Origin of the sequence: Leifsonia sp. Root227, from assembly GCF_001428745.1 — a bacterium.
GTDB lineage: Bacteria > Actinomycetota > Actinomycetes > Actinomycetales > Microbacteriaceae > Leifsonia.
Map to the genome: position 1 here is coordinate 919,467 of NZ_LMIO01000001.1, position 24,451 is coordinate 943,917.

Sequence of the window (24,451 nt, forward strand, 5' to 3'; positions counted from 1 at the left end):
TGTCGGGATTGTTGTCGACCGTCGGCGCGTCGCGAAGTCTCGACCTGGACTTAAGGCTTTACGATTTGCGACTTGACTCTGGCGAATGACAACGGTGTAATTATTCCAACACGTTGTCTTGCGTGCTTAGCAGTTAATGGGTGGGAGTCCGATATGACAGTTCCTGAATATCGCTCTGGAGTACCCGACGACTGGTTCATCGACCCGGTCAAACTGGGGGTTCCGGGTGTCCGGCCGAATGTCGACGACGACAATCCGCTTGCCTGGCAGTCCGACTCGCTCTGCGCACAGACCGACCCAGAAGCCTTCTTCCCGGAAAAGGGCGGGTCGACCCGCGACGCGAAGCGGATCTGCACCTCGTGCGAGGTGCGGACGCAGTGCCTCGAATACGCTCTCGCGAACGACGAGCGATTCGGCATCTGGGGCGGCCTCTCCGAGCGCGAGCGTCGCAAGCTCCGCAAGCGCGCCAGCTGACGTCGATCCACCACGGTCCGACACGCGTCCGACCCGTTCTTCTGCCTGCGATCAGCTCGAACTCACCCGACTCCCAGGGCCGATCGTGAATTCGCGCCGCGCCCGATCTGCCTCCACGGATCGACGCGACGCCAACCTAGGCTGACTCCCGATGTATCCGAGAGTCACTGCCATCGTCGTCGCCCAGAGTGGCGGTCCCCACCTTCAGCGCACTCTCGACGCCATCGCGGCACAGACGAGACAACCGGACGCCGTGATCGCCGTCGACTGTGCGTCGACAGACGACGCCGCCAAGCTGCTCGCCGACTTCCGCCCGACCCAGCTGCTCTCCGTGCAGGAGAAGCTGCCGTTCGGCGCCGCCGTCGCCACCGGCGTGCGCGTCACGGCTCCTCCGTCGTCCGATCACGAGTGGCTGTGGCTGCTCGCGCAGGACACAGCGCCGGAGCCCGGCGCTCTCGAAGCGCTCCTCGGCGCGGTCGAGGTCTCTCCGTCGGTCGCCGTCGCCGGGCCAAAGCTGGTCGACTGGGAGGACGCGGCGTTCATCCGCGAGTTCGGTGTGGCGATGACGCCGCTCGGGGCAGCGGTTCCCCTCGTCGAGAACGAGATGGACCAGGCCCAGCACGACGGCCTCAGCGATGTGCTGGGCGTCTCGTCGGCCGGGATGATCGTCCGCCAGACCGTGTGGGATGCGCTCGGCGGGTTCGATCCTGGCCTCCCGACCGCAGACGACGGTCTCGACTTCTGCACCAGGGTGCGCCTGGCCGGATACCGCGTCTCGCTCGTGGCGCAGGCCAGAGTGGCCATCGCAGGCGACGGCGTCGCCGGCCCCAACCTCTCGCGCAAGTGGACGGTGCGCCGCCGCCTCACCAAGGAGCGTCGCGCAGCACAGCTCCACCGCCGGATGGTCTACGCGCCGGCAGCTGCCGTCCCGTTCCACTGGCTCAGCCTTGTGCCGCTCGCGATCCTGCGCTCCATCGGGCGCATCCTGCGCAAGGAGCCAGGCTCCGTCGGCGGTGAGCTCGCGGCCGCCTTCCGCGTCGCGTTCTCCGGGATGAAGGTGAGCAACGCCCGCCGCGTGCTCGCCACGAACAAGACCGTCGGCTGGGCCGCCGTCGCGCCTCTGCGCATCCCGTTCGACGAGGTGCGTCGTGCGCGCGCGCTGAAACGCGAGGCCGCGCTGGTCGGCCAGCAGGGCGAACGCCAGGAGCTGGACTTCTTCGGGACGGGTGGCGGCTGGACGGTGCTCGCCGCTCTCGTCGTGGGCGTCGCGCTGTTCTTCCCGCTGTTCGGCAGCAGCGCACTGACCGGGGGAGGGCTGCTCCCGCTGACCTCCTCTGTCGGCCAGCTCTGGGCGAACCTCGGTTACGGCTGGCGGGATGTCGGCCTCGGCTTCACCGGCGCCGCCGACCCGTTCTCCGCCGTGCTGGCGGTGCTCGGCACGTTGACGTTCTGGCAGCCGTCCGTCGCGATGGTCGGGCTGTACTTCCTCGCGATCCCGCTCGCCGCCCTCGGCGCCTGGCTCGCCGCTGCGCGACTCACCGCGAAGACGACGCTGCGCGTCTTCGCCGGTCTCGCGTACGCGCTCGCGCCGACGCTGCTCGTCGCGCTCCAGGGCGGCCGGCCGGCCGCCGTGCTCGCGCACGTCCTGCTTCCGTGGCTGTTCTTCGCCGGCCTCGCCGCGCGCCGTTCCTGGGCGGCCAGCGCTGTCACGGCTCTGCTGGCGGCTGCGACGGCGGCGTGCGCCCCCGTGCTGATCCCCGCGCTGCTGGTGGCCTGGATCGCGGCGATCGCGTTCAGCGGGCGTCGTGCTGGACGCATCGCGTTCATCCCGCTGCCCGCGGTGGTGCTGTTCGCGCCGCTCGTCTGGCAGCAGGCCACCCGCGGCGCGTGGCTGTCGATCTTCGCCGATCCAGGGGTGGCCCTGGATGCGCGTCAGACGCCCGCCTGGCAACTCGCCCTCGGCTTCCCGGACGGGACGCTCGGCGGCTGGCACGACCTGGGCGCAGCGCTCGGCTCGAGCTTCGCCCTCCCAGAGGCCGCGCCGAACGTCATCGTCCCGATCCTGCTCGCCCCGCTCGGCGTTCTCGCCATCCTCGCTCTGTTCCTCAAAGGATCGAGCAGGGCGATCGTCGCGCTGGTCGTCGCGCTGGTCGGCTTCCTCTCCGCCGTCACGGCCCTGCACGTCCAGGTCGCGGTCGCAGGCTCGACCGTCGTTCCGATCTGGCCCGGCAGTGCGCTCAGCCTCTACTGGCTCGGGCTGATCGGCGCCGCCGTGCTCGCCCTGTCCGCCATCGGGCGCGCCGCGGTGTACCCCGCCTGGGTCGCGATCCTCACCATCGCCATCGCTGCGGTCCCATCGGCCATCGCCATGCACGACGGCCAGTCCGACGTCGTCGCGAGCGACGGACGCACGATGCCGGCGGTCGTCACGGCCAAGGCGGCCACCCAGCCGCGAACGGGCACCCTGCGGATCACACCGCAGCCGGACGGCAGCATCTCCGCCGAACTCGTCCGCGGAGCAGGCCAGACCCTGGATGTGCAGACCACGCTGAGCTCCACGGAACGCACGCTCAGCTCCGGCCAGAAGGACCTGGCGACGCTTGCGGGCAACCTGTCGTCGCAGAGCGGCTACGACGGTTCTGCCACGATGAAGCGCCTCGGCATCGACTTCGTGCTGCTCGCGCCGGCCGCGGTGGAGCTCAACCAGACGTCGAACACGCCTCGGCCGGTCAGTGAGCCTGCGAAGGTCAGCGGGACGCGGGCATCCACTGCCCTGGACGCGAACCCGCTGCTCGCGCCGGTCGGAGCGACGGTGAGCGGCCAGCTCTGGGCGTTCGATCGCGGGACCTCCGTCGAGCCGAAGGCCGCGATCGTCCCTGCGGACGCCGGCGGAATCTGGCGCCTGATCGTGCTGCTGGTGCAGGGCATCGTCATCGGCATCACGCTGCTGATGGCCATCCCGACCACCCGCTCGGCCGACCGGGTCGCCGAGCTGAACGCCCGCCGCCCGAAGCGCCGCCACGGCGGAGAGGACGACGGCGTCGTGACGCCGGACGACGAGCCGGAGGCTCCGAAGGACGGCGAGGAGGCCGTCGCAGACGAGACGCTGTCCGAGTACGAGGCAGAACCGGACGACGAGGCCTCCGTGGAGTCTGCCGAGGAGGAGACGGAGCCGGAGCGCGAGCCGCAGGCGGAGCCGGCCCAGGAGCCGGAGCCGCAGCCGCAGGTGGAACCGGTTCAGGAGCCGGAACCAGAGCAGGAGCCGGAACCGGACCCGGACCCCGAGCCCGAACCGGAGCGTGACGCCGAACCTCAGCCCGAGACCACGGCAGAACCAGAGCCGGAGCCGGAATCGAAGCCAGCTGCCACCGACGACGCGCTCGTCACAACGCCCACCACCCCCACAACGCTCGAGGAAGGTCTCGAGGAGACGATCATCCGCCCGCGTCGCGCAACGGAAGGAGGCGACCGTGGCTGACAAGCGAGGTATCGCCAGGGTGAGCATCCGGGTCGTCAGCGGTGTCATCGGTCTCGGCGTCGCCGGCATCGCCATCGCGGGCGCGTCGCTGCTGCCGCTCCCGTCGTTCCAGATCTCCGCACCCGTCTCCACCGTGAAGCCGGTGCCGGCCGACCAGCAGCGCGTCTGCCCCGGCCCGCTGCTCGCCCTCGCGGCCGACGCCGGAGCGGCGACCACCGCCTCCCCGTTCGGTCCGGCCAGCTCCACATACGGCGCGGACGGCGGGAGCATCGAGACCAGGTCGCTGAAGGCGGACTCGGACGGCGGGAGCCGCTCTGAGGCACCGCAGACGCTCACCATCGCCACGCCGCAGGGTGCGAGCACGCCGCCGCTCCTCGCCGGCGCCCAGTCCCAGAACGCCACGACCGACGACCTCGCAGGCGTCGCTGCTGCCGCGTGCGGCGAAGCGAGCGCGGACAGCTGGCTCGTCGCCGGTTCGACCTCTCTCGGTCAGACAAGCCTGGTCATGCTCTCCAACCCGACCTCCGTGCAGGCGACCGTCAACCTCACGATCTTCGCCGAGACCGGGGCCATTGCCGCACCGGGCGCCGCCGGCATCGTCGTCCCAGCCGGGGCGCAGAAGGTGATCCCGCTCGCCGGCCTCGCGCCCTCCGTCGCCGCTCCCGTCGTCCACGTGCAGAGCACGGGCGGGCAGGTGCTCGCGTCGCTGCAGCAGAGCTTCGAGCAGGGGATCGACCCGCGTGGCGTCGAGCTGTCAGGCGCGACAGGCTCTCCGTCGCGCGTACAGGTGATCTCCGGCATGACGATCGCGAACCTTGCGGCCATCGAGGGCGCGCAGTCCGGCGAGAGCTACGGCGCCGACCTCCCCGCCGTCCGCGTGTTCGTGCCCGGCGATCAGGATGCGGACATCACCGTCGGCGCCGTCGGCGAGAACGGAACGGCCGTCGGCAACTCGTACGCGCAGACGGTGAAGGCCGGCGTCGTCGCCGAGATCCCGCTCGACCACCTGAAGGACGGCAACTACACCGTCACCGTCCGCTCGTCCGTGCCTGTCGTCGCCGCAGCGCGCACCTCGGTGGCGGGGTCCAAGTCGCAGGACTTCACCTGGTTCACGTCGTCGCAGCCGATGGGGGACACCTTCCTCGCCGCTGTGCCGCCGGCACCGACCCCGATGATGCACTTCGCCAACCCGGGCGAGAAGGACCAGAAGGTCACCATCGAGGGCCGCACGGGCAAGCCTGCCACGCTCACCATCCCCGCTGAGGGAGCGGCGAACGTCAAGGTGGGCGCTGGGATGTACACGGTCACCGGCGGCGACGGCCTCTACGTGAGCGTCAGCTTCGCCGCGGACGGTCTCGCCAGCTCGTTCGCGCTCAACCCGCCTGGCCCGCTGGCCGCACCGATCGAGGTCTACCCGCGGTAGCGGAGACCGACGCGTGCTCTCCCTCGCAAGCGTCAGAAGTGCCGGTAGCGATCCGGCGCCAGGTCCCACGGGTCTTTGCCAAGCAACTCGGCGACCGCGCGGAACACGCAGCCCTCGACGTACATCCTGCGGTGCAGGTCGTCGTTGCGGTGCAACTTGGTGAGGCGCTGGATGGGCACGCGGTAGAGCACGATGCGGCGCTGGGCGTGGTCGACGTGCCAGCGGTCGACGCCGTCGCTTCCCGTGTTGCCGATCGGGGTCGCAGCGACCTCGAAGTGCACGTCGGCGAGCTCGTTCGGCCAGACGCCCTTGAGGTAGTCGGCCGTGGATGCGACGGTCATGTCGAAGAGGTCGATGCGGTTGTTCAGCATCGGCAGGTGCGGGCCCGTCACCGGCCCCCGCGCTCCCCGCCCGTGCCTGCTGCGCCACCGGGAGGTGGCAGGCGGCTGGCTGCTCGAGCGGCGGTTCCGGGGCATGTCGCCATCCTACGACGCGCAGGCTCGGGTATTCTGAGCCCGATGTTGAGCCGACCATGTTCCCGCGTGGCGTGTCCACGCGATGCCGTGGCCACGCTCACGTACGTGTACGCGGACTCGATGGCTGTCCTCGGCCCGCTGAGCCTGAGCCACGAGCCGCACTCGTACGATCTGTGCGCCATCCACGCCGAGCGACTGTCCGCGCCGCAGGGCTGGCAGATTGTGCGACACGAGGTGTTCGGTGAAGTAGGTTATGGGGCGTGAGCAGCAACCGTGATGTCCCCAGCAACTCCTCGCTCGACGCCGTGGTCAAGACCTACGACATCCGTGGTCTCGTCGGCAAGGATCTGACGGAGGAGGTCGTCACCGCCATCGCCGCCGGATTCGTCGACGAGGTCGGCGCGGCTGGCAAGGACGTCATCGTCGGCCACGACATGCGCGACTCATCGCCGACGTTCGCCGCGGCGTTCGCGCGCGGAGCGCAGGCCAGGGGCGCCAACGTGGTGTCGATCGGGCTGTGCTCGACGGACGAGTCGTACTACGCGTCCGGTGCTCTGGCCGCTGACGCGGCCATGTTCACCGCCAGCCACAACCCCGCGACGTACAACGGCATCAAGCTCTCCAGGGCGGGGGCGCAGGGTCTCAGCATGAACACCGGGCTCGCCGGTGTGCGCGACCGCGCAGCCGTCTACCTGCACGACGGCGTCGACGCTGTCGCAGAGCCAGGCGGCTTCCGCGAGCAGGACGTCATCGCCGACTACGCCGCATACCTGCGGTCCTTGGTCGACCTGTCCGGCATCCGGCCGATCACCGTGGTGGTGGATGCAGGCAACGGCATGGGTGGGCTGACCGTGCCGGCGGTGCTCGGCGAGGCGGCGGGGCTTCCCGCCCTTCCGCTCACGATCGTCCCGATGTACTTCGAGCTCGACGGATCGTTCCCCAACCACGAGGCCAACCCGCTCGACCCGAAGAACCTGGTCGACCTGCAGCGCGCGGTGGTCGAGCATGGGGCCGACCTCGGGCTCGCCTTCGACGGGGACGCCGACCGCTGCTTCGTGGTGGACGAGAACGGCGACGCCGTCACGCCGTCCGCCGTCGCGGCGATCGTCGCGCTGCGCGAGATCGCCCGGGCGCGCCGCGAGGACCCTGACGCCGACATCACGGTGATCCACAACCTGATCACGTCCAACGTCGTCCCGGAGACCATCGAGGCCGCGGGCGCCACCCCGCTGCGCACGCGCGTCGGCCACACGCTGATCAAGGACGCGATGCGCGAGTCCGGTGCGATCTTCGGCGGAGAGCACTCCGCGCACTACTACTTCCGCGACTTCTGGAGTGCGGACAACGGGATGCTCGCGGCCATGCACCTGCTCGCCGAGTTCGGCGGCCAGGACGAGCCGCTGTCGGCGCTGTCCGCCCGGTTCACGCCGTACCCGATGTCCGGCGAGATCAACTCGACCGTCGACGACGTGCCTGCCGCGTTCACGCGCATCGTCGAGGAGTTCACCGGACGCGCGGAATTCGACGAGTTCGACGGCCTGACCGTGACCGGATTCGTTGGAGGCGACGAGCCGTTCTGGTGGTTCTCCGTCCGTCCGTCGAACACCGAGCCGCTACTCAGGCTCAACGTCGAGGCGGCCGACCTCCCGACGATGGAACGCATCCGCGACGAGGTGCTGGCGCTCATCCGCGCCTGACCACGCGCCGCAGGCACACGCGCTCGTCACACGACTGTGCGAGTCGGGCACCGGATGCGACAATGGGGCAATGGCCACAACCACCGTCGCTGAATCCACCTCCACTCTTCCGTTCAAGGTCGCCGATCTCTCCCTCGCTGAGGCAGGGCGCCACCAGATCCGTCTGGCAGAGAACGAGATGCCAGGTCTCATGTCCCTCCGCGAGGAGTTCGGGGCGTCGAAGCCGCTCGCCGGCGCCCGCATCGCCGGTTCGCTGCACATGACCGTGCAGACCGCCGTGCTGATCGAGACCCTCGTCGCACTCGGCGCGCAGGTGCGCTGGGCGAGCTGCAACATCTTCTCCACCCAGGACGACGCCGCTGCCGCCATCGCGGTCGGCCCGACCGGCACGGTGGACGCACCGGCCGGGGTCCCCGTGTTCGCCTGGAAGGGCGAATCGCTGGAGGAGTACTGGTGGTGCACCCAGCAGATCTTCGACTGGACGACCGAGGCCGAGAAGGAGGGAGCCGACTGGATCGGCCCCAACCTGATCCTCGACGACGGCGGCGACGCGACCCTCCTGGTGCACAAGGGCCGCGAGTTCGAGCTCGCCGGCGCTGTTCCAGACGACGCGGCAGGGGACAGCCACGAGTACCGCGTGATCCTGGCGGCGCTCCGCGCATCCATCGCTGAGTCCGCGGACCGCTGGACGCGGGTCGCCGCCGACATCCTCGGCGTGACGGAGGAGACCACCACCGGTGTCCACCGCCTGTACGAGCTCGCCCGCGACGGCCAGCTCCTCTTCCCGGCCATCAACGTCAACGACTCGGTGACCAAGAGCAAGTTCGACAACAAGTACGGCATCCGCCACTCGCTGCCGGACGGCCTCAACCGCGCTACCGACGTGCTCATCGGCGGCAAGGTCGCGTTCGTCGCCGGCTACGGGGATGTCGGCAAGGGCGCGGCGGAAGCGCTGCGTGGCCAGGGCGCCCGCGTGATCGTCAGCGAGGTCGACCCGATCAACGCGCTGCAGGCGGCGATGGACGGCTACCAGGTGGCCCGCATCGAATCCGTCGTCGACCAGGTCGACATCTTCATCTCCGGCACGGGCAACCTGAACGTGATCACCCTGGACCACATCCTGGCGATGAAGCACCAGGCCATCGTCGCCAACGTCGGCCACTTCGACAACGAGATCGACATGGCCGGCCTCGAAGCGCTCGAAGGCGCTGTGAAGGTCGAGATCAAGCCGCAGGTGCACGAGTGGCGCCTGCCGAGCGGTCGCAGCGTGCTCGTGCTCTCCGAGGGCCGCCTGATGAACCTCGGGAACGCCACAGGTCACCCGAGCTTCGTGATGAGCAACTCGTTCACCAACCAGGTGCTCGCGCAGCTCGAGCTGTACGTCTCGACGGAGAACTACCCGATCGGTGTGTACGTGCTGCCGAAGCACCTCGACGAGAAGGTCGCCCGCCTCCACCTGGATGCGCTCGGCGTCGAGCTGACCACCCTCACCCCCGAGCAGGCCGCATACATCGGCGTGAGCGTCGACGGCCCGTACAAGGTCGACCACTACCGATACTGATGCCACTCACCTTCACCGACCGCGAGCTGCCGGGCGGCCTCATCCTGCGCGTGCGCAGGCCTGAGGACGCCCCGGCGCTCGCGGCAGCATACGTCGCCAACCGCGGACACCTCGCGCCGTGGGAACCCACCCGCACGGAGGAGTTCTTCACGCCGGAGGGCCAGCTCAAGCGCACCACGGAGCTCCTCGCCCTGTATGAGGCCAGCACGGCCGTCCCGCTGCTCATCCTGGACGGAGACGCCGTCGCAGGCGGCTTCGACCTGAGCAGCATCGTGCGCGGCGCGTTCGAGAGCGCCATGATCGGCTACTGGCTCGACCGCGCGCACACCAAGCAGGGACTCGCCTCCGCCGCCCTCGCCGCCATCGTGGAGGCGGCGCGCGACGACTTCGGCCTGCACCGCATCCAGGCCGCGACGCTGCTGCACAACCAGGCGTCGCAGTCCGTCCTCACCCGCTCCGGATTCGAGCGCATCGGGGTGGCCCCGAACTACCTGAAGATCGCCGGTCGCTGGCAGGACCACGTGCTGTTCCAGCGCATCCTGCACGACTGACGCTGCGTCGCCGGTCCGGTCGGCCGCTGCGCTAGACCTCCGCGTACGCCCGCACGGGGAAGGTTCCGAACCCCTCGACGGCGGGCGGCGCGGCGGTGAACCGTGCGCCGCGCGCGGGAACCTCGCCGAGATTCGTCAGGTGTTCCACCACGTGGATGCCGGCGCCCAGCAGCAGTGTGTGCGCAGGTCGCTCACCACCAGACTCCGTGTCGTCGATGTTGAGCGAGTCGATGCCGACCAGGGTCACCCCGGCATCCACCAGGTGACGTGCACCGTCTTCGGTGAGGAACGGCGCACCCGTGGCGTACTCCGGCTGTCCGAAGTGCCCATCCCAGCCGGTGTGCAGCAGCACGGCCGTGCCTGCCAGCTCGCGGTCGTGGAAGACGGTGGCCGGAATGCCACGCGAACCGAGGTCGGTGAGGTGGAAGACCTCGGCGGGGAGCCCGACCAGCGTCGAGAGATCGAGGGACGCGAGGTCGCCGCCGTCCGCGTAGCGGTGGAACGGACTGTCGAGATACGTGCCCGTATTGCCGATCATCGTGATGATGTCCATCGCGAACTGCGTGCCGGGGGCATACGTCGCCACCGAGGCCTCGCGGGTCAGGTGCGGCGTGATCGTCGGCGCGGGCAGACCGGGGTAGGTGACGAGCCCCGCCCGGATGCGGTGGCTCAGGTCGACCACGCGCGCTTTATCCGGCACGGGCACGCGAGCGAGCTCCGGGCTGATCCCTCTGCTGCCCCTGTGCTGCTCCTCGACGATGCGGAGCGCGTTCAGCCGCACCTCGCCGACCAGCGCGAGCCCGAGGTGCCGCACGAACAGCTCGGCGATCTGCTCCTCGGACAGCTCGGCGTCCGGCAGGTCGAGCCGGAACCCGTTCGTCTGCAGGCTTCCGCCGTTGACGAACGTCACGGTGGCGTCGAAGTGGGCGCGATACTCGGTCACTGGTCTCCTAGCGGTCTGGGAAGGCGTGGGGGAGTCCGTCGAGCACCGGCTCGAGGCGCTGCAGGCGCTCCTGCTCGATGGCGAGCCCAGCCGCATCGCGCTGACGGCGGAGGAGGGCGACGGCCACGAGGAACGTCTCGGCGTCCACAGGAGGAAGCGGGGACACGTACGCCGACGCCTCGGCGGCGAGTTCGGCGCTGAGGCCGGCACGCGCTGCCTGCGTGAGCTGCGGCGCCTGACGCACGAACTGGGCGATGCGACGCGACAGCCTGTCCGGGAGCTTCGCCACGTCGGCCGTCTGCGCCCAGCCGGTCAGGTGCGGGGCGAGGTAGAGCGGGAGCGGCGTCGCCTGCGGCGCACGCTCGTACTGGCTGTAGGTGCCGGCCAGCAGGTCGCCGAGGCGCTTGGAGCGGGCATTGAGGAGGCCGGTGAGCGCTGCGACGCCTCCGATGGTCATGAAGATCTCCAGCACGCCGACGAGCGCCCGGATGAACGCGTGCCGGAAGCCGATCGCGCCGCCGTCGTCCCTGACGATGCGCGCGCCGACCGCGAGCTTCCCGAGCGACTTTCCCCTGGTCGCGAGTTCGACCGTGGTGGGGAGCACGACCATCCCGAACACCAGGATGAGGACGACGAGCGCCCTCCCTGCCGCCGCATCCAGGCCGCCGCCTGTTGCGACGAGCAGCAGGATGCAGCCGAACATCACCAGCATGTACACCAGCCAGTCGATGGCGGCGCCCGCCGCCCGCAGGATGTAGCTCGCCGGTTTGACGTCGAGGGTGACCGCCTCGCCCGTGACGAGTTCGCGCTCGCCCCGGGATGGGGGTGGCGCTGCGACTGTCTGGCCAGGTGCCGTCATGGCTATCATTCAAGCAGATGGATCTCGACGCATATACGGCAGCGCGCAGCGCAGACTGGGACAGACTGGCCCAGCTCGCCAAACGACGCCGCCTCGACGGCAGGGAAGCCGACGAGCTCATCGACCTCTACCAGTCCGGTGCGTCCGATCTGTCCGCGATCAAGACCATCGCGGGGTCGACGGCCACCGGGGACAGGCTCTCCCTCGCGCTCGCCTCCGCGCGCCTGCGGTTCACCGGCGCCGGCGCGAACGTGTTCTCCATGCTGCCCCGGTTCTTCGTCTACCAGCTCCCCGCAGCGCTGTACCGCATCCGGTGGGTGGTGCTGGCGGTCGCGGCCGCCACCGTCGTGGTGGCGACGCTCTACGCGATCTGGATCACCGGCAATCCGGAGGTGCTCCGCAACTTCGGCACCGATGCGCAGCTGCGGCAGTACGTCGACCACTCGTTCATCGACTACTACTCGAACAACCCCGCCGCGTCGTTCTCCGGCCAGGTCTGGACGAACAACGCCTGGATCGCAGCGCAGTGCATCGCGTTCGGCATCACCGGCGTCTACGTGCCGTTCGTGCTGCTGCAGAACGCCATCGGCGTCGGCACGGCGGCCGGTGTGATGTTCGCGTACGGGCGCGGCGACGTGATGTTCTCGTACATCCTGCCGCACGGGATGCTCGAGCTCACCAGCGTCTTCGTCGCCGCTGCTGCGGGCCTGCGGATCTTCTGGGCCTGGATCGCGCCGGGCGCCCGCACCCGCGCTCAAGCGCTCGCCGAGGACGGCCGCGCCTTGTTCACCGTCGCGGTGGGGTGCGCGATCTCACTGTTCGTCTCCGGCCTGATCGAGGGCTTCGTGACGCCGTCCGAGCTTCCGGTCTGGGCGAAGATCACGATCGGCGCTCTCGCGCTCGCGGCGTTCCTCGCGTACATGCTGGTGCTCGGCCGTCGCGCGGTGCGCCTCGGCGAGACGGGCGACCTGACGGAGTACGAGTCAGGCTCGCGCCGCGTCGTGGCCGGCTGACGCCCGGCCATCGTGCGCCAGTAGGCAGACAGCAGTAGGCAGCTACCGGGAGGCGCCTACAGCCGACCGGCCGCCTTCAGCGCCAGGTAGACGTCGCTCAGTGCGGGTGGCAGGTCCTCCGGCGATCCGGTCACCACATCCGCCCCCAGCCGCTGGATCCCGGCCGTCACCCGGCTCACATCCAGCAGCGAGCGTTCCGCCGCGGCCGCGCGGTACACCTCCTCGCGGTTCTTCCGCTGGCCTGCCGCCTGGATCGTCTCTGGGTCGGTCACCGACGCGACCACCACGATGTGCTTCTTCGTGAGCTGCGGCAGCACGGACAGCAGCCCACGGGATGCGCCGGGCGACTCCACGGAGGTCAGCAGCACGACCAGAGAGCGCTGGCTCGTGATCGCCGACACCTGCGCGGGGACCGCCGACCAGTCCATCTCGATCAGCGCTGGCTCGATGCCCGCCATCGCGTCGACCATCCTGGACAGCAGCTCCGGACCTGTGGCTCCCTGCACCCGTCCCCGCACCGCGCGGTCGTATGCGAGCAGATCGACTCTGTCTCCCGCTCGTGTCGCCAGCGCGGCGAGCAGCAGGGAGGCCTCGAACGCCGTGTCGATGCGCGGTTCGTCGCCGATCCGCGCGGCAGAGGTGCGCGCCGTGTCGATGACGATGACCACGCGTCTGTCCCGCTCAGGCCGCCAGGTGCGCACCATCACGCGGGCTCCGCGGCCGCTGTTCGGGTCGTGGCGGCGTGCGGTCGCACGCCAATCGATGGAGCGCACGTCGTCTCCGCGCACGTACTCGCGCAGCGAGTCGAACTCTGTGCCCTGCCCGCGCAGCATCACGCTGGTGGTCCCGTCCAGCTCACGCAGCCGCGCCAGCCGCGAGGGGAGGTGCTTGCGGGACGTGAACGGCGGCAGCACCCTGATGCGCCCCGGCGCTTCGAGCGTCGCCTGTCGTGCCCAGAGGTGCAGCGGCCCCCACGACCGGATGGTCACCTGGGACACCCGGCGCTCTCCCCGTCGCCACGGGGTCAGCGTCGCCGTGATCCGTCTGCGCTCCCCTGCGGGGATGGAGACGCTCGTGCGCGACCTGTCGAGGCCCGCCGACGGCTCCCAGGCATCCCTGACCGTGCCGCGGATGGCCCTGCCGCCCGTGTTCGTCACGAGCAGCTCGCTCGACGCCTCCGTTCCGAGACGCACTCTGGCCGGGAGCGAGCGCTCCAACGCGACGCGGCGCGGCGACCCAGCGAACACGAGATCGAGCAGGCCGAGGAGCACGCAGAGCAGCACCCAGGCGCCGAGCGCGAGATACGAGGCGCCCTCTGCCCCGCCGAACAGCACGACGGGGATCGCCCCGAGCGCGAGCAGGGCGACGAAACGTCCGGATACGGTCACGCGGCGGCCTAGATCGGAACCTGGACCTGCTGCACGATCGACCGCAGGATGGCATCGACCCCGACGCCCTCCAGCTCCGCCTCCGGCCGCAGCTGCACCCTGTGCCTCCAGACCGGCACCAGCATCGCCTGCACGTGGTCGGGGGTGATCGAGTCGTAGCCGGACAGCCACGCCCACGCCTTGGCCGCTGCGAGCAGCGCCGTCGTGCCGCGCGGACTCACGCCGAGCTTCACAGACGGGCTGGTGCGCGTGGCTCGCGCCAGGTCGACGATGTACGCGAGCACGTCGCCCGTCGCTCCGACGGATGCGGCTGCGGCGCGTGCTGCGTGCAGCTCTGCGGCGCTGAGCGCAGGCGTGACGCCGGCCGCCGCGAGGTCGCGCGGGTTGAAACCGGCCGCGTGACGGCGCAGCACCTCCACCTCGGTGTCGCGCGGTGGCACATCCAGGGTCAGCTTGAGCAGGAAGCGGTCGAGCTGCGCCTCTGGCAGCGAGTACGTGCCTTCGTATTCGATCGGGTTCTGCGTCGCCGCCACGATGAACGGGTCGGGCAGCTGGCGGCTGACGCCGTCGACGCTGACCTGGCGCTCCTCCATCGCCTCCAGCAGAGCAGACTGCGTCTTCGGTGGCGTCCTGTTGATCTCGTCGGCGAGCAGGATGTTCGTGAACACGGGGCCCTCGCGGAACTCGAAGCCGCCCGTCCGGCCGTCGTAGACCAGCGACCCCGTCACGTCCCCTGGCATGAGGTCCGGCGTGAACTGGATGCGCTTGGTGTCCAGGCTGAGCGCCTCGCTCAGCGATCGCACCAGCAGGGTCTTCGCGACGCCCGGCACGCCCTCCAGCAGCACGTGACCGCGGGCGAGCAGCGCGATGATCAGCCCGGTGACGGCGCCATCCTGCCCGACGACCGCCTTGCCGACCTCGGTGCGCACGCGGGCGAGCGCGTGACGCAGGGCTGTCGAGTCCGTCGTGCCGGCCTGCGGCTGCTGCTGTGCAGCGTGCTGCGGTGCGGAGGGCGGCGTCGCCTGCGCGGGGTTCTGGCTGTGGATGGGGGCTCCGCTCGATCCTGTCGTGACGTCGGTCATGCATCCATTCTTCCGGTCGGCCCCGGCGGTGCGGGGGTGGCTGCTGCTGCGGTGGCTCGTTCGAGCTCTGCCAGATCGTCTGACAGGGCGATCAGGTCGGCGTCCGTGCGGGGCACGGCGTCGATCAGGGTTCTGTGCACGGCCGCTCTGTCCCGCCCTGTCGCCGCTGCGACGGCGTCCGCGATCTCGACGGCGGTCGCCGCGCGCGGCAGGCCGGTCGCGGAGGCCAGGCGTCCGACAGCGCCGATGCGCAGCGCATCCGCGGCACGCAGACGGGCGGACGAGCGCTGGTACAGCCGGGCGCGGCCTTCGCGCGTCTCGCCTGCGCGGACGACGATCGGCAGGTTCTCGACCACCAGAGGGCCGAAGCGCCGCCCACGCCAGAACGCCGCTGCGATGAAGACGAGCACGAGCAGGATCACGACCGGCGTCACCCAGCCGGGCGTGAGCGCGCCGATGTCCGGTGGCCCGGTGACCGGCCGGTCGTCGATGCTCGGCAGGTACCAGACGAGCGTGCGGTGCTGTCCGAGGACGCTGAGCGCGAGCGCGGCGTTGCCTGCCCGGTCGACACCGTCGTTCATCAGGATGCTCGCCGAGCCGATCAGGTCGATCGTGCGGCCGTCCGACCTGGTCGTCACGAACGAGTACCTGTCGGTCCCCGTGCGGAAGCAGCCGAGCGCGTCCCCTCCGTCGACGCGGAACGAACCAGCGAAACTGACGTCTTTCGTGGTCTCTGTCGGCGTCGGGTCGATGGTCTCCGCCCGGACGGCGGCCGGCACGGAGCAGCCGGAGGCGATCGGGGTCGCGGCGGAGACCGCCCCTGCCGCCGACACGTGCGGAGCGAGCCTGTTCAGCGCGTCGAAGTCGGGCTCGACGACCACGATCGTGCTCGCGACCGAGGTGAGTCGGTCGTATCCGCTCGAATCGAGGTTGCCGGCGGGGTCGAAGACGAGGACGGTCGTGTCGTCGGTGGCGGCATCCTCCACCTGGCTCAGGGTGGTCGCGCTGTGCACGGCGACGCCCTGGCCCCTGAGTACCTGGGCGACCGCCTTCGCGCCGATGGGGCCGGCGTTCGCAGCATCCATCGGGACGCCGACGCGCGCGCCGCCTCCCGTGAGCAGAACGCCCAGAAGCGCGACGAACACCGCGATCGCCGCCAGCACGATCCACGGGATGCTCTTCCTCCCGACCTGACGGAGGCCGGGGGAGACGGCGGCAGCCTCTGACGGCCCGCTCGGCGCAGCCCCTGTATCGCGCTCGAGCGTCTGCGCGGTGCCCTGTGCCGTCATCGGGCCGCCTCGGCGCGCATCGGTGACGGCAGTCGCGCATCCTGCAGGCTCTGGTCGAGGGCGACGAGCTGCTGGTACTGCGCCTCCGTCCCCTGACGTTCCAGGTAGCGGACATCGTCGAACGCGCGGGCCGCGGCGAGCAGACGCTCCCGTTCAGCAGGCACGGCGCTCGCAGCGCGGTGAGCGAACTCGTTCGCGGTCGTCCCGGGGCTCACCGTCACGATGGTGCGCTCGTCCAGGCCCTGCGCGACGGCGCGGAACTGCTCCTCGATCGCCTGGACCCAGTCGCCCGCCGACGCGGCGGCCGCGGCGGAACGCCTGAGCTGCGCCGCCGTTCGCGTATCGTCGTCGCCGAACAGGGAGCGGCGGCCGTCCGCCGTCCTCCTGTTGATGCGCGGGCGCCCGAAGATGAAGAACGCCGCGACGATCAGCCCCGCGATCACCAGCACCACCGCGAGCAGCAGCACAGGGCCGGCGGAGCCGCCAGGCCCCTGGAACAGAGACGCGATCCAGTCCTGGACGGCCTTGGACGCCAGGTCGAACCACGTCGGCTTCGCCGTCTGGTACTCGGGCTTGGCGAGCTCGTCGCCGATCCACTGGCGGGCGTCTGGCGAGCTCGGGTCGACGGGGACGTCCGCGCGCACCCAGGCGACGAATGCGGAGAGGAGGCCGACCGTCATGCGCCAGGCGGGGGAGGAGGCCAGGAGCCTGGAGGCGGATACGACCCCGGCGCAGGCGGATACGACGCAGCAGGCGGAACGAACACCGGACCGGCGAGGTATGGATCCTGCGCATCCTGACCGGTCTGCCGTGCCTCAACGAAGCGCACGAGCTGCAGGTCCAGGCCCTCCTTGCGCATCCGGAGGTCGATGTAGATGAGCGCGACGACGGAGGTCTGCACGACGCCCATGATCGCGCCGACGATCGCGCCGACGACGCTCGCCAGCAGGTTGACGCCGATCTGGCTGGTCAGCACCTGGCTGAAGCTCGCCGAGTCAGGGGACGAGAGCGACGTCGGGGCGAAGATGCCTCCGACGATTCCGCCGACGACGCCGAACGGGATCGAGATGATCTGCGCCACCGCGTAGACGATCACGGCGATCAGGGCGACCGTGCCGAAAGTCTTCCAGAAGTATCCGCTGGTGAGCCCCCAGGAGCGGGCCATCGCCCTGCGGATCGGAAGCCGCTCGAGCACGATGGCGCTCGGCACGAGCACGAGCTTGGTGTTCAGCCAGATGGCGAGGACGACGAGGCCGAGGAAACCGAAGATGAGCACGAGCACACCGCCGATCACTCCGGCGGGACCGAGAGCGAACAGCACGGCGGCCACGACGATGACGAGCGCAGCGGCGACGATCCACGCCAGGGCGACCAGGAACGTCCAGCCGATCAGCGCGCCGACGCGACCCCGCACGAGCTGCCAGATGCCGCGGAAGGTCAGCTTCTCACCGACGGTTCCGCGGGCGACCTCTCCGACGATGACGCCCTGCAGCAGCGCACTGGAGATGCCGTCGATCACGGCGGAGAGCAGGCCGAGCACGATCGTCCCGCCCGCTGCTCCCGCCAGGAGCGCGCTGCGGTCGTCCGCTGTCGCGTTGGCCGCCCTGTCCAACAGCAGATAGATGCCGAAGAAGATGAGCACGCTCGCGATGATCGACGGGATGCCCCGCAGCAGCAGGGCGGCGCCGACCGTGATCTTGGGATTGCGCCGAAGGGTCTGGAACGGCGCGCCGATGAGGGTGCCGAAGCCGAGCGGCCGCAGCGGGATGAGGCCGGGCTTCGGCGGGGGAGTCCAGCCTGGCTGCTGCGGGAACCCCTGGCCAGGCCGGCCGTACGCGAAGCCGGGAGGAGGATAGCCGGGGCCAGGCTGCTGCTGGCCCTGCTGCTGGCCGTAGCCCTGAGGCTGGCCATTGTCCGGCGCGTACTCGCCGTAGCGCGGCGCAGGCGGCACTGGCGCCTGCTCGTGGCCGGCTCCCGCGTCTGCTTGAGACCCCGGTGCCTGCCAGTTCTGCTCGTCGGTCACGCGGTGCCCCTCTTTCCCGTGCGTCTTCCGCACCCCATGCTGGCACATCCGCGCCACGAGCACTGCCCCACCCACAGGGCACGTTCGGCTGGCTTTCACGGGTGGCGCAGGAGTCTCCACTACGCTTGCACAGAGACTTCAGCGGTCATCGGGGCCTCAGTGGTAACCGGCCGCCCGAGAATGGTTGTGGGAAACTTCGGACATGAACAGTCGCATCCTGGTGGTCGACGACGACACCGCCCTCGCCGAGATGATCGGCATCGTGCTGCGCACCGAGGGATTCGACCCCGTCTTCTGCGAGGACGGCGCGCTCGCCGTCGATATCTTCCGCTCCTCGAAGCCCGACCTCGTCCTGCTCGACCTCATGCTCCCCGGTCTCGACGGCATCGAGGTGTGCAGCCGCATCAGAGCGGAGTCGGGAACGCCCGTCATCATGCTCACCGCCAAGTCGGACACCGCCGATGTCGTCAAGGGCCTCGAGTCCGGCGCGGACGACTACATGGTCAAGCCGTTCAACCCGAAAGAGCTCGTCGCGCGGATCAAGACCAGGCTGCGGCCTGCATCCACTGTGCCGGCAGCCGAACAGCTCCGCATCGGCGACCTGGTCGTCGACGTCGCGGGCCACGAGGTCAAGCGCGGCGACGCCCGCATCAACCTCACGCCTCTCGAGTTCGACCTGCTGCTCGCGCTCGCCTCGAAGCCGCAGCAGGTGTTCACCCGCGAGATGCTGCTCGAGCAGGTCTGGGGTTACCACTACAAGGCGGACACCCGCCTGGTGAACGTGCACGTGCAGCGGCTGCGCGCCAAGGTCGAGCAGGACCCGGACAACCCCAAGATCGTGATGACCGTGCGCGGGGTCGGCTACCGCGCCGGCGCCGTCACGTAGCACGCCGGACGCGGCGGCCCGATGCGGTACAGGTGGATGGACGGGCGATGGTGGCGGCAGCTTCCCTCGCAGCTCGTGGGCGTCTGGCGGCGCTCGCTGCAGGTCCGCACCGTCGCGATCACCCTGCTGCTGACCGGCATCGCCATCCTGGTGACGGGCATCTACATGGCCCTCAGCATCAGCAACGATCTCTATCAGTCGCGCCTCGACCAGGCGCTCCGCGACTCCAGCAGGGCGACCACCTCCGCGCAGTCGACCCTGAACGCCTCGGACGTCTCCGCCTCCGACTCCGGTAAGAACCTCCTCAACTCCACGCTGCAGACCGTGCAGGGCGCGACATCGAGCAGACTCATCGCCGCGTACCGCGTGCCAGGCCAGGACGTCTCCATCCCCGCCCCGCCTGACAGGGCGAGCCCAGGGCTGAACGGCGTGATCTCCGACGAGCTGCGTCAGCAGGTGCAGAACGGAGGGACCAAGCAGTTCTACCAGTCCGTCGCGTTGCCTGCGGGGAACGGGACGACCGACCCCGGCATCGTCGTCGGCACGCAGCTCACGCTCCCGAGCTTCGGGCACTACGAGCTCTACATCGGCTACAACCTCCGCGACTCGGAGAACACGCTGCTGTTCGTGCAGGGCACGCTGCTGCTCGCCGGGTTCGCGCTCATCCTGCTGATCGGGGCGATCACCTGGGTGATCGTGCGGTTCGCCGTCCAGCCGATCAGGGTCGCTGCCGAGACCAGCGAGCGCCTCGCCGCCGGCGACCTGGCCGTGCGCATCCCGGAGCACGGCGAGGACGTGTTCGCGTCGCTCGCCCGCTCGTTCAACGGGATGGCGGACAGTCTGCAGAGCCAGATCAACCAGCTCGCGACGCTGTCGCAGCTGCAGCAGCGGTTCGTCTCCGACGTCTCGCACGAGCTGCGAACACCGCTCACGACCATCCGGCTGGCAGGCGACGTGATCTACGACCAGCGCGAGTCGTTCCCGCCAGCCACCGAGCGCACCGCAGAGCTGCTGCACACCCAGATCGAGCGCTTCGACCGGCTGCTCTCCGACCTGCTCGAGATCAGCAGGTACGACGCCGGTTCCGTCGCCCTCGACCCGGAGCCGACCAACCTGGTGCGGCTCGCCGACGACGTGGTGGACGAGCTGCGCACCCTCGCGGAGCAGAACGGCTCGGAGCTGCGACTGGATGCGCCAGGCGGCTACTTCGACGTCGGCATGGACCCGAGGCGCATCCGGCGCGTGGTGCGCAACCTCATCGGCAACGCCATCGAGCACGGAGACGGCAAGCCGGTCGTCGTCACGGTCGACAGCAACGAGAGCGCCGTCGCGCTCACCGTGCGCGACTACGGGATCGGGATGAGCCAGCAGGAGGTCAACCACGTGTTCGACCGGTTCTGGAGGGCCGACCCTTCGCGCAAGCGCACCATCGGCGGCACGGGCCTCGGGCTCGCGATCTCGCTGGAGGACGCGACGCTGCACTCCGGCTGGCTGCAGGTCTGGTCCGCGCCTGGCGCAGGCTCGTGCTTCCGGCTGACGCTGCCGCGGGTCTCCGGCAAGGAGATCGCGTCGTCGCCGCTTCCGCTGCCGCCGACGGACGCAGGAGCCACGGATGCAGCGGCGACCGGTGCGGCGGCGACCGATACCGCGGTCACCGATGGGGGCGCGCGGGTGCACGGTCACGCCGCAGACCAGCAGTTCACCGACAGAGGAGCCAGAGCATGACCGCCCGCCGCCCGTTGCGCCGCGCCGTCGCCGGCGTGGTCGCTGTGGCCGTGCTGGTCGTCCTCGCCGCGTGCGCGAGCATCCCGAGCTCAGGGCCGGTGCGCCAGGGCGGCCCTGTCGCCCAGGTGAACGACCCGCTCGACCTCGACTTCAACCCGTCTCCTCCGGAGAAGGGCGCGACCCAGCAGCGCATCGTGCAGGGCTTCATCGACGCGGCGTCGAGCCCGAAGAACAACTTCGACATCGCCAGGAAGTACCTCACCAGGTCGATGTCCGCCAAGTGGAACCCGGACGAGTCCGTGACCGTCGACGACGGCAGGAACCGCTCGTTCGACCACGACGACAACCAGTGGAGCGTATCGGTCAACCCCGTCGCCAACGTCGACAGTGCGGGTGCGTACCACCCCGTCACGAGCACGGCTCCCGTCGGGCTCCGCTACGAACTCGAGAAGCAGGACGGCGAGTGGCGGATCGCCGTCGCCCCGAACGGCGTCGTCATCGACGACCCGACGTTCCGCTCCGTCTACTCGCAGCAGCCGATCTACTTCTTCAGTCCCGACTACGCGTACCTGGTCCCGGATGCGCGGTGGTTCCCCGCCCGCGTCGCCACGGCGGCGACGAGGGTGGCGAGCGCGATCCTGGCCGGCCCATCCAAGTGGCTGACCGGGGCGGTGACCAGCGCCTTCCCGCAGGGCACCCAGCTCGCGCTGCCGTCGGTGACGACCTCGGGAGGCGTCGCCAGGGTCGATCTCAGCTCGGAGGCCGGCCAGGCGGACACGATGGCGTTGCAGCGGATGCAGCTCGAACTCGAACAGAGCCTCGGCAGCCTCGCGCAGTCGGTCGAAATCTCCATCGAGGGCAACCAGCAGCAGATCCCTCCGCTCAGCGACGCGAACGCCCCGGCGCAGGACCCTCCCGTCGACTCGCACGCCATCGTCTACCGTCAGAACACGTTCGGCCTGCTGAGCGGGTCGAGCGTCACCGAGCTCAGCGGGATGAGCGACAAGATCATCGCCCTGCAGCCGACCGCCGTCGCACTGAACGCCGCACGGGACGAGGCCGCGGTGCAGTCCCACGGGGCTGCGTACTTCGTGCGCAAGAGCGCAGAGCCGGCCAAGGTGGATGCGCGACCCGGCCTGATCGCGCCGGTCATCGACACCAGCGGCTGGGTCTGGTCGGTTCCGCAGGCGAGCCCTGGAGCCCTGCAGGCGTACAGCCCGGACGGGCAGGCCCACGCCATCAAGACCGAGTGGCCGTCGGCGACCGCCATCGTGTCGATCGCCGTCTCGCGGGATGGAACGCGCATCGTGGCACTGCTGAAGAACGGCGCGCAGTCGCTGCTCGTGGCCGCGGGGATCGTGCGAGGGGAGGCCGGTGTTCCCACCGGTCTCACGGAGCCGGTCGAGCTGGCGGTCGGCGCCGGGACGCCGCGTTCCGTCGCATGGACAGGCGAACTCACCGTCGCTGTGCTCAGCAACACGACGGGGGATGCGACCTCCATCACAGAGCAGACGATCGGAGGGACGTCGACGACCACGGCAGGGCCGGGCGGCGGGACGACGATCGTCGGCGCAGGCGGCCTCTCGCGGTACCTGGTGCTGACCTCGGACGGCTCGCTGCAGGCGCCGACGGGCACGGGCTGGCAGGCGCAGACCGACAAGGTGGGGGCCGTCGCCGTGCAGCTCGGCCAGCCGTGACCTGCGCACCGGGCTGCTGAGCAGGATCCCTCCACAACCAGCGCTCTGCCCACGTTCTCCACTGGTCCGTCGACGCCCCGCCACGCTGACCGCTGAGCGCGCAGGCTCGAACCATGACGACGACGAACCAGCTCAGAACGAACAAGCTCAGAGAATCCATCCTCGACGCGGCCGCGGCGCTGCAACCCGTGCAGTGCAGCGGCTGCGGCGAAGAAGACAGAGCGGTGTGCGCCGCGTGCTCCGCCGCGCTCCTGCCTGGCATGATCGCGGCGGAGGGCGCAGCTCCGCCCCTGTTCGCAGCCCTCGCATACGACGGCGTCGTTCGCCGTGTGCTGCTGGCGTACAAGGACTCCGGTCGCACGGACGCCGCTTCCGCGCTCGCCGTCGCGCTGCGTGCCGCGATCGTGACGGCGCAGTCTCAGGCCGGCCCGGGGGCCGACTCGGGGGCCGGGTCGCGGGCCAGGACGCGGGCCGGGCTCCAGCCGCATCCGCCGGTGGATGCGCGGCACGCGCTGCTCCCCGTCGTCATCCCGTCCACGCGCGCAGCGTTCCGCCGCAGGGGATACCATCCGACGGCGCTCCTCCTGCGGAGGTCGCGCATCCTGGTCCCTCCGTTGTGGCGTGCTCTGCGCCTCACCAGGCAGACAGAGGACCAGGCAGGGCTGACCGCGCAGCAGCGGACGCGCAACAGAGCGGGCAGCATGGTCGCGTCCCGCCGGCTGCGGGGAAGGGACTGCGTGATCGTCGACGACATCGTCACGACCGGGGCGACGGTGCGCGAAGCTGCACGGGCGATCACCGCCGTCGGGGGCAGGGTCGTGTTCGCGGTAGCAGTCGCACGCACGCCGTTGCGAGGCGGCTCGCCGGTCGTCGCGTGACCCTCGGGGAGTGCACGGGAAAGGTTCGGCAGATAGTCCGGTTCTCCCTGTTCACTTCCGAGGCAGACGGCACTACGGTGGTCGAAAAGGTGTGGACGACCCGCCCTTCGTGATCCGGGCGGACGGCACGCCGGAACAGGGAGGTCTCCATGGACATCAACATCATCGGACGCAACCTGGGCATCACCGATCGTTTCCGTGAATACGCGACTGAGAAGGCGGAAAAGGTCTCGCACCTCGCCGAACGCGCGATCTCTTTCGAGATCAAGGTCAGCCGCCACAACGAGAAGGTCGGCTCCCAGAACGGCGATGATCGCGTCGAACTGACTCTCGTCGGCCCGAAGGCCGTCGTGAGGTCGGAAGCGACCGGGACCGACAAGTACGCGGCGTTCGACATCGCCCTCGGGAAGCTCCTCGAACGGGTGCGCAGGGCGAAGGATCGTCGCAAGGTGCATCGCGGCCAGCACAGGCCGACATCGCTCCGAGAGGCGAGCACGGACGGTTTCAGCACCGTCGGACTCGCTGCGGCTCCTGTCGCGGTACTCGATCAGGTGAGGACGGGAAGCGTTCCCGTCGTCTCCGATGATGCGGAGGCCGCCGCGGAGGCGGAGGACGACTACTGCCCCGTCGTCATCCGCAAGAAGGTCTTCGCCTCCGTCCCGATGACAGTCGACGACGCCCTGTATTACATGGAACTCGTCGGCCACGACTTCTACCTCTTCATCGACCAGGAGAACCAGCGCCCGAGCGTCGTCTACCGACGCAAGGGCTGGGACTACGGCGTGATCGCCCTGGACGACGAAGCAGACGAACTCCAGGAGGTCGCGACGGCGAGCCGCAAGCTCGGCAGCTGAGCCGACTGCGCTCCTGCAGCGCCGATTCCGCGCCGATGGTGGCGGCCCAGGCGGCCGTCGCCATCGGCGCTTCGCTTTCCGGAGCGCCCTCACAGGAACTACCCTCCGAACGCAATGGCGGAACAAGTACGATATGTCTAGCGTCGGCCCAGGT

20 protein-coding genes and 1 pseudogene are annotated in these 24,451 nt (G+C 69.9%); 13 read left to right on the forward strand and 8 right to left on the reverse strand.

Annotated features, from left to right (window positions below; all coding sequences use genetic code 11):
* The first annotated feature begins 153 nt into the window (after window positions 1-153).
* From ASE16_RS04190 to ASE16_RS04200, 3 genes are all read left to right on the forward strand, one after another.
* A complete protein-coding gene (locus ASE16_RS04190) occupies window positions 154-474 on the forward strand; it encodes a WhiB family transcriptional regulator (protein ID WP_082581223.1) in 321 nt (106 codons plus the stop codon).
* Between the two features lie 151 nt (window positions 475-625).
* Complete coding sequence (locus ASE16_RS04195) at window positions 626-3,952, forward strand: glycosyltransferase family 2 protein (RefSeq protein ID WP_055890871.1); 3,327 nt, start codon at window positions 626-628, stop codon at window positions 3,950-3,952.
* On the forward strand, window positions 3,945-5,375 hold the full coding sequence (locus tag ASE16_RS04200) for a DUF5719 family protein (protein WP_055890876.1): 1,431 nt from the start codon (window positions 3,945-3,947) through the stop codon (window positions 5,373-5,375). The genes ASE16_RS04195 and ASE16_RS04200 overlap by 8 nt, the downstream gene beginning before the upstream one ends.
* A 32-nt stretch (window positions 5,376-5,407) precedes the next feature.
* Here the strand turns inward: ASE16_RS04200 and ASE16_RS04205 are convergent, their stop codons facing one another.
* A complete protein-coding gene (locus ASE16_RS04205) occupies window positions 5,408-5,851 on the reverse strand; it encodes a metallopeptidase family protein (protein WP_055890879.1) in 444 nt (147 codons plus the stop codon).
* Between the two features lie 42 nt (window positions 5,852-5,893).
* Between ASE16_RS04205 and ASE16_RS04210 the strand changes: the two are divergent.
* The 4 genes and pseudogenes from ASE16_RS04210 to ASE16_RS04225 all read left to right on the forward strand — a co-directional run.
* A pseudogene (locus ASE16_RS04210) lies at window positions 5,894-6,079 on the forward strand (DUF3499 family protein); the annotation flags it as partial.
* Window positions 6,080-6,111: 32 nt separating this feature from the next.
* On the forward strand, window positions 6,112-7,548 hold the full coding sequence (locus ASE16_RS04215; RefSeq protein WP_055890887.1) for a phosphomannomutase/phosphoglucomutase: 1,437 nt from the start codon (window positions 6,112-6,114) through the stop codon (window positions 7,546-7,548).
* Between the two features lie 70 nt (window positions 7,549-7,618).
* Window positions 7,619-9,109, forward strand: coding sequence for an adenosylhomocysteinase (ahcY, locus tag ASE16_RS04220; RefSeq protein ID WP_055890889.1), 1,491 nt, complete (start codon window positions 7,619-7,621; stop codon window positions 9,107-9,109).
* A complete protein-coding gene (locus ASE16_RS04225) occupies window positions 9,109-9,660 on the forward strand; it encodes a GNAT family N-acetyltransferase (protein ID WP_055890893.1) in 552 nt (183 codons plus the stop codon). The genes ahcY and ASE16_RS04225 overlap by 1 nt, the downstream gene beginning before the upstream one ends.
* Before the next feature lie 31 nt (window positions 9,661-9,691).
* Here the strand turns inward: ASE16_RS04225 and ASE16_RS04230 are convergent, their stop codons facing one another.
* Window positions 9,692-10,603, reverse strand: a complete 912-nt coding sequence (locus ASE16_RS04230) for a cyclase family protein (protein WP_055890896.1) — start codon at window positions 10,601-10,603, stop codon at window positions 9,692-9,694.
* 7 nt (window positions 10,604-10,610) lie between these two features.
* A complete protein-coding gene (locus ASE16_RS04235; protein WP_055890900.1) occupies window positions 10,611-11,462 on the reverse strand; it encodes an RDD family protein in 852 nt (283 codons plus the stop codon).
* Window positions 11,463-11,479: 17 nt separating this feature from the next.
* Between ASE16_RS04235 and ASE16_RS04240 the strand changes: the two genes are divergently transcribed.
* Window positions 11,480-12,475 carry a stage II sporulation protein M gene (locus ASE16_RS04240; protein WP_055890904.1) on the forward strand — a complete coding sequence of 332 codons (996 nt, stop codon included), beginning with the start codon at window positions 11,480-11,482 and terminating at the stop codon, window positions 12,473-12,475.
* Window positions 12,476-12,531: 56 nt separating this feature from the next.
* Here the strand turns inward: ASE16_RS04240 and ASE16_RS04245 are convergent, their stop codons facing one another.
* The 5 genes from ASE16_RS04245 to ASE16_RS04265 are packed head-to-tail and all read right to left on the reverse strand — an operon-like array spanning window position 12,532 to window position 18,257.
* Entirely contained in the window at window positions 12,532-13,863 is a 1,332-nt protein-coding gene (locus tag ASE16_RS04245) for a DUF58 domain-containing protein (protein ID WP_055890907.1), read from the reverse strand.
* A gap of 8 nt (window positions 13,864-13,871) precedes the next feature.
* The gene (locus tag ASE16_RS04250) at window positions 13,872-14,945 is read right to left on the reverse strand and encodes an AAA family ATPase (RefSeq protein WP_235500343.1); all 1,074 of its coding nucleotides are present in this window, start codon (window positions 14,943-14,945) and stop codon (window positions 13,872-13,874) included.
* The gene (locus ASE16_RS04255) at window positions 14,942-16,234 is read right to left on the reverse strand and encodes a DUF4350 domain-containing protein (RefSeq protein WP_200949544.1); all 1,293 of its coding nucleotides are present in this window, start codon (window positions 16,232-16,234) and stop codon (window positions 14,942-14,944) included. Before ASE16_RS04255 ends, ASE16_RS04250 begins: the two co-directional genes overlap by 4 nt.
* The gene (locus ASE16_RS04260) at window positions 16,231-16,914 is read right to left on the reverse strand and encodes a DUF4129 domain-containing protein (protein WP_055890910.1); all 684 of its coding nucleotides are present in this window, start codon (window positions 16,912-16,914) and stop codon (window positions 16,231-16,233) included. The genes ASE16_RS04255 and ASE16_RS04260 overlap by 4 nt, the downstream gene beginning before the upstream one ends.
* A complete protein-coding gene (locus ASE16_RS04265; protein WP_055890913.1) occupies window positions 16,911-18,257 on the reverse strand; it encodes a hypothetical protein in 1,347 nt (448 codons plus the stop codon). The genes ASE16_RS04260 and ASE16_RS04265 overlap by 4 nt, the downstream gene beginning before the upstream one ends.
* A gap of 202 nt (window positions 18,258-18,459) precedes the next feature.
* On the opposite strand from ASE16_RS04265, the gene mtrA reads away from it, so the two are divergent.
* The 5 genes from mtrA to hpf all read left to right on the forward strand — a co-directional run bounded on the left by mtrA (window position 18,460) and on the right by hpf (window position 24,297).
* Window positions 18,460-19,143: an MtrAB system response regulator MtrA gene (mtrA, locus tag ASE16_RS04270; protein WP_055890916.1), complete on the forward strand. Its 684-nt coding sequence runs from the start codon at window positions 18,460-18,462 to the stop codon at window positions 19,141-19,143.
* 36 nt (window positions 19,144-19,179) lie between these two features.
* Window positions 19,180-20,868 carry an MtrAB system histidine kinase MtrB gene (mtrB, locus tag ASE16_RS04275; RefSeq protein WP_235500349.1) on the forward strand — a complete coding sequence of 563 codons (1,689 nt, stop codon included), beginning with the start codon at window positions 19,180-19,182 and terminating at the stop codon, window positions 20,866-20,868.
* Window positions 20,865-22,565, forward strand: coding sequence for a GerMN domain-containing protein (locus tag ASE16_RS04280; protein ID WP_235500350.1), 1,701 nt, complete (start codon window positions 20,865-20,867; stop codon window positions 22,563-22,565). The genes mtrB and ASE16_RS04280 overlap by 4 nt, the downstream gene beginning before the upstream one ends.
* A 113-nt stretch (window positions 22,566-22,678) precedes the next feature.
* On the forward strand, window positions 22,679-23,443 hold the full coding sequence (locus tag ASE16_RS04285) for a ComF family protein (RefSeq protein WP_055890923.1): 765 nt from the start codon (window positions 22,679-22,681) through the stop codon (window positions 23,441-23,443).
* A 149-nt stretch (window positions 23,444-23,592) separates the two neighbouring features.
* Window positions 23,593-24,297 (forward strand): ribosome hibernation-promoting factor, HPF/YfiA family, encoded by a 705-nt coding sequence (gene hpf, locus ASE16_RS04290; protein ID WP_055890928.1) that lies wholly within the window; start codon window positions 23,593-23,595, stop codon window positions 24,295-24,297.
* Window positions 24,298-24,451 lie beyond the last annotated feature (154 nt).

Coding starts and splice junctions, on each gene's coding strand:
- ASE16_RS04240 (WP_055890904.1), top strand. CDS start 11,480: ATGGATCTCGACGCATATACGGCAGCGCGCAGCGCAGACTGGGACAGA.
- mtrA (WP_055890916.1), top strand. CDS start 18,460: ATGAACAGTCGCATCCTGGTGGTCGACGACGACACCGCCCTCGCCGAG.
- ASE16_RS04255 (WP_200949544.1), bottom strand. CDS start 16,234: ATGACGGCACAGGGCACCGCGCAGACGCTCGAGCGCGATACAGGGGCT.
- ASE16_RS04205 (WP_055890879.1), bottom strand. CDS start 5,851: ATGCCCCGGAACCGCCGCTCGAGCAGCCAGCCGCCTGCCACCTCCCGG.
- ASE16_RS04260 (WP_055890910.1), bottom strand. CDS start 16,914: ATGACGGTCGGCCTCCTCTCCGCATTCGTCGCCTGGGTGCGCGCGGAC.
- mtrB (WP_235500349.1), top strand. CDS start 19,180: ATGGACGGGCGATGGTGGCGGCAGCTTCCCTCGCAGCTCGTGGGCGTC.
- ASE16_RS04280 (WP_235500350.1), top strand. CDS start 20,865: ATGACCGCCCGCCGCCCGTTGCGCCGCGCCGTCGCCGGCGTGGTCGCT.
- ASE16_RS04250 (WP_235500343.1), bottom strand. CDS start 14,945: ATGACCGACGTCACGACAGGATCGAGCGGAGCCCCCATCCACAGCCAG.
- ASE16_RS04190 (WP_082581223.1), top strand. CDS start 154: ATGACAGTTCCTGAATATCGCTCTGGAGTACCCGACGACTGGTTCATC.
- hpf (WP_055890928.1), top strand. CDS start 23,593: ATGGACATCAACATCATCGGACGCAACCTGGGCATCACCGATCGTTTC.
- ahcY (WP_055890889.1), top strand. CDS start 7,619: ATGGCCACAACCACCGTCGCTGAATCCACCTCCACTCTTCCGTTCAAG.
- ASE16_RS04195 (WP_055890871.1), top strand. CDS start 626: ATGTATCCGAGAGTCACTGCCATCGTCGTCGCCCAGAGTGGCGGTCCC.
- ASE16_RS04235 (WP_055890900.1), bottom strand. CDS start 11,462: ATGACGGCACCTGGCCAGACAGTCGCAGCGCCACCCCCATCCCGGGGC.
- ASE16_RS04285 (WP_055890923.1), top strand. CDS start 22,679: ATGACGACGACGAACCAGCTCAGAACGAACAAGCTCAGAGAATCCATC.
- ASE16_RS04225 (WP_055890893.1), top strand. CDS start 9,109: ATGCCACTCACCTTCACCGACCGCGAGCTGCCGGGCGGCCTCATCCTG.